The sequence below is a fragment of the Stenotrophomonas sp. genome (assembly GCF_032103445.1).
Taxonomy (GTDB): Bacteria; Pseudomonadota; Gammaproteobacteria; order Xanthomonadales; family Xanthomonadaceae; genus Stenotrophomonas.
The window spans coordinates 1-14,200 of the sequence record NZ_DAMDFR010000047.1 but is presented as its reverse complement, the minus strand read 5'-3'; the positions used below and the strand labels follow the sequence as shown (position 1 = coordinate 14,200).

The 14,200-nt window shown below is 65.7% G+C and carries 9 protein-coding genes; 3 read left to right on the top strand and 6 right to left on the bottom strand.

Features of this window, described 5'->3' with window-relative positions; translation table 11 throughout:
- The first annotated feature begins 271 nt into the window (after positions 1–271).
- Positions 272–1,306: a LacI family DNA-binding transcriptional regulator gene (locus RT551_RS15310; RefSeq protein ID WP_185750024.1), complete on the top strand. Its 1,035-nt coding sequence runs from the start codon at positions 272–274 to the stop codon at positions 1,304–1,306.
- 38 nt (positions 1,307–1,344) lie between these two features.
- Here the strand turns inward: RT551_RS15310 and RT551_RS15305 are convergent, their stop codons facing one another.
- The 6 genes from RT551_RS15305 to RT551_RS15280 form a co-directional block, all read right to left on the bottom strand.
- Positions 1,345–1,566 (bottom strand): hypothetical protein, encoded by a 222-nt coding sequence (locus tag RT551_RS15305; protein ID WP_313460276.1) that lies wholly within the window; start codon positions 1,564–1,566, stop codon positions 1,345–1,347.
- A gap of 117 nt (positions 1,567–1,683) precedes the next feature.
- A complete protein-coding gene (locus RT551_RS15300) occupies positions 1,684–2,739 on the bottom strand; it encodes a DUF5694 domain-containing protein (protein ID WP_313460275.1) in 1,056 nt (351 codons plus the stop codon).
- A 101-nt stretch (positions 2,740–2,840) separates the two neighbouring features.
- Entirely contained in the window at positions 2,841–3,245 is a 405-nt protein-coding gene (locus RT551_RS15295; protein WP_313460273.1) for an SseB family protein, read from the bottom strand.
- 191 nt (positions 3,246–3,436) lie between these two features.
- Positions 3,437–5,161, bottom strand: a complete 1,725-nt coding sequence (locus RT551_RS15290; RefSeq protein ID WP_313460272.1) for an alpha-amylase family glycosyl hydrolase — start codon at positions 5,159–5,161, stop codon at positions 3,437–3,439.
- The gene (locus tag RT551_RS15285) at positions 5,161–6,600 is read right to left on the bottom strand and encodes an MFS transporter (RefSeq protein WP_313460293.1); all 1,440 of its coding nucleotides are present in this window, start codon (positions 6,598–6,600) and stop codon (positions 5,161–5,163) included. The genes RT551_RS15290 and RT551_RS15285 overlap by 1 nt, the downstream gene beginning before the upstream one ends.
- 44 nt (positions 6,601–6,644) lie before the next feature.
- Complete coding sequence (locus RT551_RS15280; protein WP_313460271.1) at positions 6,645–8,846, bottom strand: Six-hairpin glycosidase-like protein; 2,202 nt, start codon at positions 8,844–8,846, stop codon at positions 6,645–6,647.
- A 255-nt stretch (positions 8,847–9,101) separates the two neighbouring features.
- Here RT551_RS15280 and RT551_RS15275 point away from each other — a divergent pair, with 255 nt between their 5' ends.
- Both RT551_RS15275 and RT551_RS15270 read left to right on the top strand, forming a co-directional pair.
- Positions 9,102–11,144 carry a glycoside hydrolase family 97 protein gene (locus tag RT551_RS15275; RefSeq protein ID WP_313460269.1) on the top strand — a complete coding sequence of 681 codons (2,043 nt, stop codon included), beginning with the start codon at positions 9,102–9,104 and terminating at the stop codon, positions 11,142–11,144.
- Positions 11,145–11,310: 166 nt separating this feature from the next.
- Positions 11,311–14,067, top strand: a complete 2,757-nt coding sequence (locus tag RT551_RS15270) for a TonB-dependent receptor (protein WP_313460267.1) — start codon at positions 11,311–11,313, stop codon at positions 14,065–14,067.
- The last annotated feature ends 133 nt before the right edge of the window (positions 14,068–14,200 follow it).

Sequence of the window (14,200 nt, the reverse complement as noted above, 5' to 3'; positions counted from 1 at the left end):
CGCGGCGCAAGCGTCCGGAGACGTGTTGATGCCAGCCCCCGGCAATGCGACCGGCGTTTAGAAAGGACCGAAGCCTTGGGTCAGGGGTTCATGACGCCGGAACGGAGAGCAGCCACGCAGGGCGTGGCTCTACGGTTCTGATGATTACCGTAGGTGCCACGCCATGCGTGGCACGCGCATCCCGCAGGCGCACGAGCCGCCCCGTAATGAATTCAGACGCCCCTCCCCGCCTCATGGCATCATTTACTCCGTCATTCCTGCCCTGCCCGCCATGACCATCCGCGGCAAAGCCACTTCACTGGATATCGCCCATCTGGCCGGGGTGTCGCAGCCGACCGTGTCACGGGCGCTGCGCGGCAGCCCAATGGTGAACCCGGAGACCCGGGAGCGCATTCTGCGCATTGCCCGCGAGCTGAACTACAAGGTGGACAAGAACGCCTCCAGCCTGCGCCTGCGCAATGCGGGCACGCTGGCGCTGCTGTTCTTTGAAGACCCCACCAACGACGATTCGCTGATCAATCCGTTCTTCCACGCCATGCTGGGCTCGATTACCCGGGCCTGCGCGCTGCGCGGCAACGACCTGCTGGTGTCGTTCCAGCAGCTCTCCACCGACTGGCAGGCGGACTACGAGGACAGCAACAAGGCCGACGGCATCATTCTGCTGGGGTATGGCGATTACCACGAGTCCCGCGAGCGCCTGCAGCGGCTGGTGGAGCAAGGCACCCACTTCGTGCGCTGGGGCGCGGCCCTGCCGGACCAGCCGGGGGTGTCGATCGGCTGCGACAACTTCCAGGGCGGGCATGACATCACCGCGCACCTGCTGGACCAGGGCTGCCGGCGGATTGCCTTTATTGGCCATGCGTCCAGCCATTACCCGGAGTTCGAGGAGCGCCATCGCGGGTATGTGGCGGCAATGACGGCGCGTGGTGTGGCTGCTGTGCCTGCGCTGCAGCGGGATGCGATTACCACCGAGCAGTCGGGGTATGAGGCTTGTTTGGCGTTGTTGGCCAGTGGGGAGAAGTTTGATGCGCTGTTTGGTGCCAGTGACCTGATTGCGATTGGCGCGATGCGGGCATTGCGCGAGGCCGGGCTGCGGGTGCCGCAGGATGTGGCGCTGGTGGGGTTTGATGACATTCCGCTGGCGGCGTCGGTGTCGCCAACGCTTTCTACCGTGCAGCAGGATACGAAGCAGGCCGGGCAGTTGCTGGTGGAGAAGCTGCTGGCGTTGATCCAGGGTGAGAAGGTGGAGAGCCAGACGATTCCGGTGAAGCTGGTGGTGCGGGAGTCGTCGTTGGCGGGGCGGTGACGCACCGTACCGACCAACGGTCGGTACCTACCAACCGATTACTCTGCTTTGCCCTTGATCAGTAGAACCAGGCTGGCGGCAATCAGCCACAGGCCAATCCCCAGCCATGCCAGGTTCCAGAATGCGGCCTCGGTGCCGTGCGACGCGCCGCCGCGCTGATGATTGAAGACGATCGCGCCATTGTGAAGATAGTGATTGAGCTTTAGCAGCGGCACGTAGGACAGAAAGCCGCCCAAGATGATGCCGATGATGCCCCGCATACGCGTATGCCATGGGCCGGGATCCGGCCGGCTCAAGGTTGCGGCCCAAAGATTGATCCAGCGTTACGCACTCGCCATCCCCCTGATGTCCTTGTGGCACCGCCACAGCCCATCACCTTAACGCAGCACCGGCTCCACATCCACGATATCCACGCCGGCCAGCCGCCCCAGCCACTGGTCGAACCAGGGCTTGTGCGAGGCTCCGACCACAGACAGCACGCGCACGCCCGGGCGCTCGCGGAAGGTCTGGGCCACGTTGGCCACCATGCGCAGGTTGCGGATCTCCCAGCCGTTCACCCACTTCTGCGGTGACTGCAGGGGCGAATGCGCCTTCAATGCGGCAGACACATTGACCTCGGCCAGGGTATTCAGGCGTTCCGGGTCATTGAGGTAGCGGTACAGCGGCAACAGGTCCTTGCCTTTGGCCATCTCGTCTTCCTCGGCGATGTGCCTGTCCAGCTCGGCGCTGCCGGATTTCCACGCCGCCTCCATCTCGCGTGCAAACGCCTTGCGGTCGGGCAGCGTGAGGTTGTCGCCGGTGTGGTCGTCCACGGGATAAACGCGGGCATGGCCCAGGCGGGCGGCCAGCTGCGATGCAATCTGGTAGCTCTCGCTCTGGCGGGTGGCGATGCCTTCCAGCATCGTGACCAGCGCGGGAGTGAGGCCGTCGCCGGGCTGGCGCTCGCTGGAGGGCAGCTGCAGCCATTGCACGTACGCTGAGGGGCGGTCGTTGGCGGCGAGGAACCAGGCGGTCAGCTGTCGGCGTTGCGCGGGGGTGGGCTTGGCGGGCCAGTCGGCCAGGGCCGCGTTCACCCGTTCCAACGCAGCAGGCACCTGCAGGCCGGTGGCGGTGCGGGCGTCGTCGGTGTCCGCGCAGTAGTCGTCGCCATACACGGTGGGGTGGCGGGCGGCCAGATCACACTGCTCGCCGTCGATGTTCTCGATGGTGATGATGTCAGGCTTGTAGGCGGCCAGGCGGGCGAGCAGCGGTTCCAGCGCGCCGGGCTGGATGCCGCCCTTGATCTCGCTGAGATGGACGCTGCCCAGTACCAGCACCTGGGTGCGCGGGCCGGTCATCTCGCGGTCGAGGGTGGTCAGGTCGACCGGGGTGGCGGCGACTGCCGGAAGTGCGACGACCATCGCCATGGCCAGCCAAGCGTTGCGTACCTGCATGCCCTGCCCTCTTCTTTCCGTGGAGGCGTGCAGTTTGGGGCGGCAGGAAACGGCTGGGCGCGTGGCGTTGGTCACGGTGCCTGTCGTAGGGTATCTAAACCCTACGGACGGAAGGGGTCAGCGAAATCCGCAAGGATGGTGCCAATACCATCAGGCTTCAGCTCCATACCCAACGATGCTCCCGGGTTCACCACAACCCCGTGGCCGGGATGACGGTCGTGCAGGTAGCCGAGCACATGAATGAGTTTCAGCTGGGCAAGATAGGGAGCAAGTTGCGTGTGATTGCCCAGACGCGCCATATCCGTGAAGACAGCCACGTACCGCGTGCCTTTGTCATCAAACACGATCGGATCAAAACCACTGCCGTCCGGGGTCACCAGGCTGCCGTTAGGTACGATGACCTCTGACGCCACGAACGCCTTCATGAATCCACCGATCGAGGTCTGCCCGTCCATGGCGGATTTGAGCAGGGTTTCAAGCGGGTTCTGCGGGGGCAGATCGGTCATGGGGCCAGTCCTGGCGTATGCGGGAATGGCCATTGTAACGGCGGTCGGGTGAGAGGCCGGCCAACCGTGGGCGGACCCGGTATCGCCCGGGTCGAGACCGTTTGGGCCGGCCAACGGCCGGCGCTACCGATCCCACAATCCGCGCGAACACCCGGTAGCGCCGGCCGTTAGCCGGCCCACGCGGAGTTGGATTACCGCGCCTGCAAACGCTCGGTCCGCGCCTTCTGGTCGGCCATGGCCTTGTCCAGCTCGGCCTGCAGGGCCTTCTGCTTCACCGGGGCGTCCAGCAGGAAGACTTTCACGTCGTGGGCGGGCACTTCCGCCTTCAGGCTGCTGGTCACCTTCACGCTGCCGCTGCCCAGCGCGTCGCGCCAGTTCCCGGGCTGCAGGTAGCGGGACACTTCGAAGGTACTGGCGGTGTCACCCTTGTTCAGCAGCACCAGCGCGGTCTGCGCGGTGTCGCCGTGCTGCAGCACGCGGTAGAACACGGCCTGATCGCCCTGCAGCCGCTCGGTGACCTGCAGGCCGCGCTGCAGCGCCGGGGTCTTCTGGCGCAGCAGGGAGATGCGCTGCAGCGGCCCGAAGATCGGGCTCTGCGGTGCGGCATCCACCCGCTGCTGGCCGAAGTAGGCACGGTTGCCGGCGTGTTCGGCGCGGCTGCGCATGAAGCCGGTTTCCGAACCGTAGTACAGCACCGGAATGCCGCGCGCGGTGAACAGCCAGTTGTGCGCGTCGATGAAGCCAGCGTCACTGGCGTCCAGACGGGCCATGTCGTGGTTGTCGTAGAAGCTCATCAGCTCGTACGGGTTGGCGTACGGGCCGCCGAGCAGGTGCAGCGGCTCGGCCAGGGTTTCAAAGCCCTTCTGCTCCTTGCCGAACACGCTGGACAGCGCACCACGTAGCGGGAAGTCGAGCACGCTCACGTTGGCGTTGCTCGGCCAAGTGTGCTCCGCGATGGTGGCGGCGTTGTAGTCGAAGGCTTCGCCGAACATGAACATGCCCGGGTGCTCGGCGCGGATGCGCTTCACGAACTCGTTCCACCACGGGTGCGGCAGCCAGCCGATGGTGTCGATGCGCAGCGCGTCCACGCCCTGCGCGGTCCACTGCAGGTAGGCACCGACCAGGTAATCCATCACCGCCGGGTTGTTCTGGTTGAAGTCGCCCAGCTCGGCCAGGTTGCCGTCGAAGATGGAACCCTTGTCGGCGTCCACCGGACCGATGTTGTTGTAGAACGCGTGCAGCGGGTTGTGCTGCGGGTCCAGCTGCTGCGGCGGCAGGTTCTGGTGGTCGGCAATCAGCTTGCCGTCCTTGTCGAAGATCTGCCCGAACTGCGGCTGCTTGACCGGCATGCTCCAAGCCGGCGAGCCGTGGTTGCCGACGATGTCGAGCACCACTTTCAGCCGGGCATCGTGCAGGCCGCGGGTGAGGCCGGCGAAGTCGAGATCCTTGCTGGGCAGATGCTCGTCCAGCTTGTAGAAATTGACGCCCCAGTAGCCGTGGTAGCCGGTCTTGCCGCGATCGGTCAGGGTGCTGGTGCAGCTGATCGGCTTGCTGCCGGTGAAAGCTTCATCCGGGTTGTCGATGATGGGGGTGATCCACACCGCGCCGAAGCCGAGCTTGCGGATGTAGTCGGCGTTGTTGAGCACGCCCTTGAAGTCACCTCCGAGGTAGCCGATGTTGCCGTCCACCTTGTCCGCGCACGGCACCGGAATGTCGAAGGTGCGGTGCTTGCCGCCCTGGTCGCGATGATCGTTGCTCGGATCGCCATTGACGAAGCGGTCGGTGACCACGAAGTACACCGCATCGCTGGCGAACGGCTCCAGCGTGCCCACATAGTCCGGGCGCGGCGCGGCCTGCGCGGCAGTGGCAATCAAGGCCATCGAAACACCCAGCGACAATTTGGCAAACGAACGCATCACGCACCCTCCTGATGGGCCGGCACGCGCAGCACGCACAGCCCGGCAACGAACAGACTCACTCCGCCCAGCACCAGCACGTGCATGGGGTTGCCGCCCAGCCACGCGCGCAGCGCGAAGCCCAGCGCGCTGGCGGCAACCAGCTGCGGAATGACGATGAAGAAATTGAACAGGCCCATGTAGATGCCCATCTTCGCGGCCGGCACGCTGTCAGACAGCAGTGCATACGGCAGCGACAGGATCGAGGCCCAGGCAAAGCCGACGCCCACCATGGACAGCAGCAGCCAGGTGGGATCCTTGATGAACATCAGCGAGATCAGGCCGAGCCCACCCAGCCACAGGTTGACCAGGTGGCTCCAGCGCAGACCCAGCGCGCGCACCATCAGCGGAATCAGCAATGCGGCCAGCGCAGCGAAACCGTTGTAGGCACCAAACAGCACGCCGACCCAGTTCGCGCCTTCGTTGTAGGCGGCCGATGCGGGATCTGCGGAACCGAAATGCGTGCCGGCCACGGCGGAGGTGGTGTAGATCCACATCGCGAACAAGGCGAACCACGAGAAGAACTGCACCCACGCCAGCCGGCGCATGGTCGAGGGCATGCTGCGCAGGTCGTCGACGATGGTGGCCAGCATGTGCGGGCCGGGCACCAGCCGCGCCACACCCAGCAGCACGCCATACGCGGCGCATAGACCGGCCAGCACGTACAGCATCTTGTCGCCCTGCTTCCAGGCAATGGCTGCGGCGAGGGCAACGCCCAGCGCGATCCAGCCGCCAATCTGCGCCAGCGGCGGCGGCCCGGCCAGCGGCGCGCTCTGCTGCGCCACCGGCGGCTCGGCGTCATCAAACGCGGCCAGTTCGGCCGGCGAATACTCGCGGGTGCTGAACACGGTCCAGGCAATCGCCGACAGCAGCACCGCCGCGCCGAAGTAGAACGCGTAACGCACGGTCGGCGGCACCTCGCCGGGGGCGGCGGTGTTGGCCACGCCGAAGTGGGCGAGGATGAACGGCAGGAAGCTGGCGACAATCGCACCGACGCCGATGAAGAAGCTCTGCATCGCGTAGCCGGTGGGACGCTGGCGCGGGGCCAGCTTGTCACCGACAAAGGCGCGGAACGGCTCCATCGACACGTTGATGCTGGCATCCAGCACCCACAGCGTGCCAGCCGCGATCCACAGCGTCGGCGAATTCGGCATCACCAGCAGGGCCAGCGTGGTGAACACCGCGCCGAACATGAAGTACGGACGGCGGCGGCCCCAGCGGGTCCAGGTGCGGTCGGACAGATAGCCGATCACCGGCTGCACCAGCAGGCCGGTCAGTGGCGCGGCGATCCACAGCCCGGGCACGGCGTCCATCGGTGCGCCGAGGGTTTCGAAGATGCGGCTGGCGTTGGCGTTTTGCAGGGCAAATCCGAACTGGATGCCCATGAAGCCAAAGCACATGTTCCATATCTGCCAGAACGACAGCGTCGGCTTGGACGGCCGCGTCACTTCGCAGCCTCCACCGCCGGCACCGGCGACAGCAGCAGCGCGCTGACCTTGGCGCTGTTGAGCACGCCCTCACGCCCGCCCTTGCCGCCGTTGTACTGGGCGAAGTGTTCCAGCGCGCTCATGTTGAAGCCCTGTTCCAGGCTGAAGCGGCAATTGCCCTTGGGCACGTCGAACTCGGCGGCGGTGGAATCCTGCTGGCCGACGCTGTGCGGCATCACCACGGTGGCACGCTGCACCGGCTTGCCGGCGCAGCTCACCACCAGCTGCTTCACCGCGGCAGTAACGCCGGTGTTGATCGGGCCATTCGGGTTGTCATAGCGCAGGCGTACACGCACGCGGGTGGGCGCGGTGGCATTCCAGCTCCACTTGCTGGCACCGGCCAGGCGCTGCTGCGGGCCGAGGCAGGTCATCGGGCTGTGCAGCGATTCCAGCTGCGGGCCGCGCTGGGTGAGGCTGAGGCAGTGCTGCAGGCCGTCTTCGCGCACGGTCAGCGCGCCCTTGGCGGTGGTGGCCTTGCCGTCCAGCCACAACACGTGGCCAGCCGGAACGGTGACGCTCCAGCCCTTGCCGCGTTTTTCTGCCTTCGGTGCCGCCGGCGTGGCCGGTGCGAAGCCGTCGGTCGGAGCATCGGCCAGCAGCGCCGGCGCGGTGACCGGTGCCGGGCCGGGCACGGCCTTGAGCTGCACGGTGACCACATTGCCCTTGCGGGTGGTCTTGTCGGCCACCAGCAGCGCGCCGTCCAGCTTGCGCGGACGCTTGAGCACGTAGCGGGTGCGGCCGTCGTTCAGTTCAATGCTCTTGGCCTTGCCGAACAGCTGCGGCACCAGTGCCACCGGCAGCTTGGGGGCGACCTTGCCGTCGGCTTCGACGCCGAACACACCTTCCAGCACCATCGACAGATAACCGGCCACCGACCACAGCTGGCGCGGCGAATTCACCACCGGGCCACTGAGCGCGCCCTCGTCGACATGCACGGCGAGGCGGCGCATCTCGAAGTTTTCCATGTTGGAACCGGCCAACGCGCTGCCGCGCATCAGCGATTCAATCTCGCGCTGGATGCGCGCCACGTCGTCCACATGCCGCGCCGCGCGCAGCGAATAGGCGCTGACGAACGGCCACACCGCACGATTGTGGTAGATCGGCTGCTGCGCTTCCTGCGGCCATACCACCGGGCTGCCGCCCTCCACGGCCGGGTAGTTGGCCATGGCGCGGCGCGCACGTTCCTGCGGGAACACGTCGGCCAGCACGCCCAGCGAGATCGCAAGCAGGTCGTACTTGGCGTAGTCCACCGGGTGCGCGGCCTCGCCGATGTAGCTCATGTACTGGCCGGCATCCTCGCGCCAGAAGCGCGCGTCGATCTGCGCGGCCAGCGCCGTGGCCCACTTCGCGTAGTCCTCGGCGCGCGCGTCGCCATGCTGGCGGGCCAGCTTCTCGGCCAGGCGCAGTGCCTGGTAATGCAGCACGTTGGTGGACAGCGAATAGCTTTCACCAATGAAGCGCACGTCCTTGCGGGTCCAGTCCGGATAGGTCTGCTCACGCCAGTCCAGGAACGAGGTCTCGCCCTTGTACAGGCCGATGCGCTCGTCGAAGACCATCGCGCGGTCCTGCGCCAGCGTGCCCTGCAGCGCCTGCCAGGTCTGGTCGGCAAAGACGGTGTCGTCGAGCAGGTGGCGCGCGGCCAGGAACCACACCACCCGGTCGCTGCTGATCGGCCAGCTGCCACCGGAGCCGGTGTCCTGGGCCACGAACAGGCCGGGGGTACGGCCGTCGCGGGCCTTGGACAGTTTGAACTGCAGCGACTGGCGGGTGCGCTGCGGGTCCAGACGGGCCAGCGCCAGGTCGGCGGCGAAGCTGACGTCGCGGGTCCACACATAGGGCCAGCGCTCGCCGGTCTGGAAGCAGTCGCACGGCACCGGCTTGCCGAAGTTGAAGGACGGGTCGCGGATCGCATCGACGCGGTCGGCGTCCATCTCCTGCTGGGCCAGCGCGAACAGGGCGTCGAACATCACGCTGCCGGTCTGGCTGCGCATCGGCTGGGCGGCGATGGCCACCGGCTTGCCGTCGGCGGTCAGGGTGAAGCTGCCATCGGCAGCGGTGGCGGCACGCGCGGTGCGGCCATCGAAGGTGAGGTCTTCCGCCGCGGCGGTGGACATCAGCGCCGCCCCGAGGGCAGCGGTCAGGCAGATCTTCTTCAGCATTGAAAGCGGCGGACCGGCTTGCGCCCGTCGGCCTCCCTCCCTAATTGCGCGCGTTGTGGGTCAGCCGCAGGTGGCGCGGCCGTCGCGGCCCCCTCCCAGGGTGCCTGCCTGCATGGTAGGCGACGACCGTTGGTCGTCGCACCTGCACGCGGTCATGCATCCGCATTTGCATACGTATTCATGGCGTTACGCCCGGAGCGCCGGGCCAGCGTGGCTATAGTCCAAAGCGGATTTCAGGCGGCCCTGGGAGGGGAAATGCCACAGTTTGTGCTGTTCTCACGCGTCATCACTGGCGCGTCGCTACTGCTTCTGGCCGCTCTGGCCCACGCCGAACCGGTCACCGTGGCCAGCGCCACCGCACCGGACAAGGTGCTCAAAGTCTCCCTGCAGCTGGATGGTGGCATGCCCAGCTACCGGGTGGAGCGCTTCGGCCAGGAGGTGGTGGGCAACTCAAAGCTCGGCTTCCAGCTGCGCGACGGCCGCCTCGACCGCGACCTGGCCGTGCTCGGCCAGACCAGCCGTAGCGTCGATGAAACCTGGGAGCAGCCCTGGGGCGAGCGTCGCGTCACCCGCAACCACTACAACGAATTCACCGTGCAGCTGGGCGAGACCACTGGCAGCAAGCGGCGGCTGGATGTGGTGTTCCGCGTCTATGACGACGGCCTGGGCTTCCGCTACCACTTCCCGGAACAGCCGAACCTGCGCGAGGCGATCATTGATGACGAGCTGACCGAGTTCGCCATCACCCCGGTCTCCACCGCGTGGTGGATTCCGGCCGGCGAGCCGATCCACTACGAATACCTGTACCAGCGCACCCCGCTGGACCAGCTGCCGCTGGCGCATACGCCGATGACCCTGCGCAGCAACGAAGGCCTGCACGTCTCCATCCACGAAGCCGCGCTGGTGGACTACGCTGGCATGTGGCTGCGCCGCACCGACGGCCAGCGCCTGCGCGCGCAGCTGTCGCCGTCTGCTGAAGGCTGGAAGGTACGCCGCGCCCTGCCCTTCAACACGCCGTGGCGCACCCTGCAGATCAGCGACACCGCCGGCGGGCTGGTGGAATCGAGCCTGATCCTCAACCTCAACGACCCCAACGTGCTGGGCGATGTGAGCTGGGTGAAGCCGTCCAAGTATCTGGGCGTGTGGTGGTCGATGCACCTGGACGAGGAAAGCTGGGCCACCGGGCCGAAGCATGCCGCCACGACAGCGAAAACGAAGAAGGTGATCGACTTTGCCGCCAAGCACGGCTTCCGTGGCGTGCTGGTGGAAGGCTGGAATCCTGGCTGGGACGGCATGTGGGTCGGCAACGGCTACGACTTCGACTTCACCCGCCCCACCGCGGACTTCGATATCGAAGCGCTGTCGGCGTATGGCGCGAAGAAGGGCGTACACCTGATCGGCCACCATGAAACCGGCTGTGCGATCGAGCATTACGAAGACCAGCTCGGTGCCGCGCTGGATCTGTACGCGCGCCTCGGCGTGGACTCGTTCAAGAGCGGCTACGTGTGCGACGACGGCCAGGTCGACCGGCGCAATCCGACCGGCGGGCCGCTGTGGCGCGAGTGGCACGACGGCCAGTTCATGGCCCGCCATCACCTGAAGGTGGTGCAGGAAGCGGCCAAGCGGCATATCGCGGTCAACCCGCATGAGCCGATCAAGGACACCGGGCTGCGCCGCACCTATCCGAACTGGATCACCCGTGAAGGCGCGCGCGGCATGGAGTACAACGCCTGGGGCCAGCCGCCGAACCCGCCGGAACACGAGGTCAACCTGGTGTTCACCCGCATGCTGTCCGGGCCGATGGACTACACCCCGGGCATTCTCAGCCTGAAGGGTCGCCACGGCCAGGCCATTCCGAGCACGCTGGCGCGCCAGCTGGCTTTGTATGTGGTGCTGTACAGCCCGATCCAGATGGCAGCCGATCTTCCTGAACATTATGAACAGCACCGCGAGGCGTTCCGTTTCATCGAGGACGTGGCGGTGGACTGGGACGACACCCGGGTGCTGGATGGCGAGGTCGGCGACTACGTGACCATCGTGCGCAAGGACCGAAACAGCCGCGACTGGTTCCTGGGCAGCATCACCGACGAATCCGGCCGCGTGTTGCCGGTGTCGCTGGGCTTCCTCGAGCCGGGCGTGCGCTACCGCGCCGAGATCTACCGCGACGGCGACGGAGCCGATTTCCGCAGCAACCCGTTCGCGTTCAAGCGCGAGGTGCGTGAAGTCACCAGCGCCGATGCAATGAACATCGTGCTGGCACCGGGTGGTGGCCAGGCGATCCGGTTCACGCCCCTGTAATCGGTTTCATGCCCTGCATACGCATTGAATACGTATGCAGGGTGATTCGCTTCAAAGGCGCGCTGCCTACCATAGCGGCGCAGTCAACGGCCACCGTGCCGTGACACCTGTCTCAATTCATCGGGCAGCTCACAATCCGTTTGGCAACATTGCCTGGGAGGGGAAAATGTTGAACCGCAAGCGCAGCGCGCTGAGTATCGCGCTGGCCGTCGCCCTGTCGCCGTCACTGGCGCTGGCTCAAAGCACCACCACCGAAACCACCGCCACCGGCACCCAGGCAGTTGACCTGGATACCGTGCAGGTCACCGGCATCCGCCGTGGCATCGAGAACGCCATTGCGATCAAGCAGGACGCGACCTCGGTGGTGGAAGCCATTTCCGCTGAAGACATCGGCAAGCTGCCGGACGTGAGCATTGCCGAATCGCTGGGCCGCCTGCCCGGCCTGGCCGCGCAGCGCGTGGCCGGTCGTGCCCAGGTGATCAGCGTGCGCGGCCTGTCCCCGGACTTCGCCACCACCCTGCTCAACGGGCGTGAAGTGGTCAGCACCGGCGACAACCGCAGCGTTGAATTCGACCAGTACCCGTCGGAACTGGTGAACGGCGTGACCGTGTACAAGACCCCGGACGCCGCACTGGTCGGCCAGGGCCTGTCCGGCACCATCGACATGCAGACCGTGCGTCCGCTTTCGTTCGCCGAGCGCGTGATCGCGGTCAGCGGCCGCTACCAGAAGAACTCGCTGGGCAAGGCGGCGAACGTGGATGCCTACGGCAACCGCTTCAGCGCCAGCTACATCGACCAGTTCGCCGACAACACCTGGGGCATCTCGCTGGGCTACGCCCACAGCGACATGCCGATCCAGGAAAACCAGGTCGGTCTGTACGAGCCGTGGACCACCGAGCAGACCAACCAGGGCAACCGCCCGGGCGTGGCTGCGGGCACGTACTTCTCGGACGGCATCAAGGCACTGCGTCGTACCGGCAACAACAAGCGTGACGGCTACATGGCCACGATCCAGTTCCGCCCGTCCAACACCTGGACGAGCACGCTGGACGCGTTCCACACCGAAGCCGAGCAGATCGACACCGCCAACCAGTTCGAGGTCAACCTCAGCAACTACAACGGCGGCTACGATCCGGGCCTGTTCATCAGCAACCCGCAGGTGAACGGCAACAACAGCTTCACCGGCGGCACCGCCAGCGGCGTGTACCCGCTGGTGCGCGGCATGTACAACAAGCGCAAGGACAAGATCGACGCGTTCGGCTGGAACAACGAGCTGACCTTCGACAGCTTCAAGATCACCGCGGACGTGAACTACTCCAAGGCGACGCGCGACGAGCTGAACCTGGAAAACAACCTGCAGCTCACCCCGATGCCGCAGCTGGACACGATTGGCCTGACCGTCAATCCGAACGGCTTCTCGCAGATCCGCCCGGGCCTGGATTATTCCAATCCGGAAGCGCTGTACCTGACCAACACGATCTACGGTTCGGGTTACGGCAAGGTGCCGCAGGTGGAAGACCGCCTGAAGGGTGCGCGCCTGCAGGGCACGTTCAACATGCCGGAGGCGCTGTCGTCCTGGTTCCAGGACATCGACGTGGGCGTGAACTACGCCGACCGTCGCAAGGAAAAGACCCAGGCCGAAGGCAACATCCTGCTGGGTGACCAGGGCGATGCCAACGTGGGCGGCGACCTGCAGTACGCCCCGGTGAACCTGGGCTTCGCCGGCATCGGCTACATCCCGGCGTGGAACGTGCCGGCGGCGGTGGACCGTTACATGGTCTTCAACCCGGTCACCAACCTGGATTACCTGATTCCGAAGTCGTGGGTGGTGCAGGAAAAGACCACCACCGCGTGGCTGCGCGCCAACATCAACACCGACATCGGTGAAGTAGGCCTGCGCGGCAACATCGGCGTGCAGATGATCCGCACCGACCAGAGCTCGCAGTCGAACTACTTCGACCGTTCGCGTCCGGTGGGCCAGGAAGTGCTGCCGATCGACGAAGGCAAGACCTACACCGACTGGCTGCCGAGCTTGAACCTGGCCTTCATGTTCCCGCACCAGCAGACCCTGCGTTTCGCGGTGGCCAAGCAGGTCGCGCGTCCGCGCGTGGACCAGATGCGTGCGGGCCTGGAGTTCGGCGTGGATACGGCCACCGGCAAGCCGGGCGGCAGTGGCGGCAACCCGCTGCTGGATCCGTGGCGTGCGAACGCGATCGACCTGTCGTACGAAAAGTACTTCGGTGAGAAGGCCTATGTGGCGGCGGCGGTGTTCTACAAAGACCTGAAGAGCTACGTCTACACCCAGTCGGTGGACGACTATGACTTCAGCAACCTGCTGGCCAGCTATGTGATCCCGCCGGGCATGACCGCTCCGCTGCTGACCACGGGTACGTTCTCGGCCCCGCAGAACGGCGAAGGTGGCACGCTGAAGGGCCTGGAGCTGACTGCTTCGTTCCCGCTGGATATGCTGACCGACACGCTGCGTGGGTTCGGTGTGCAGGCGAGCGCGACGTTCAACGACAGCGACATCAAGATCATGGATCCGGAAAGCGCGTCGTCGGTGGGTACCGATCCGATCAGCCTGCCGGGCTTGTCCGAGCGCGTGTACAACTTCACGGCGTACTACGAGCGCAACGGGTTTGAAGCGCGCGTGAGCCAGCGTCGTCGTTCGGACTTCATTGGTGAGATCGGCAACTTCAACGGCAACCGCACGCTGCGTTACGTGGTGGGCGAGAACGTGACGGACGCGCAGATCAGCTACACCTTCAGCGACAGCAGCGCGATGAAGGGCCTGACCCTGCTGCTGCAGGGCAGCAACCTGACCAACGAGCCGTACCGCACCTACGCCGGCACGAAGGACCGCCCGCTGGAGTACATCGAGTGGGGCCGCACCTACATGCTGGGTGTGAACTACAAGTTCTGATTGCTGGTGTGATTGTTTGACCAGAGAACCCGCTGCTTAGCGCAGCGGGTTTTTTGTTGCCCGGTTCGGGCATTCCGGTGACACGCATGGCGTGTCACTTGTGTCTCGGACTGGGCCCTGATCAGGCACAATC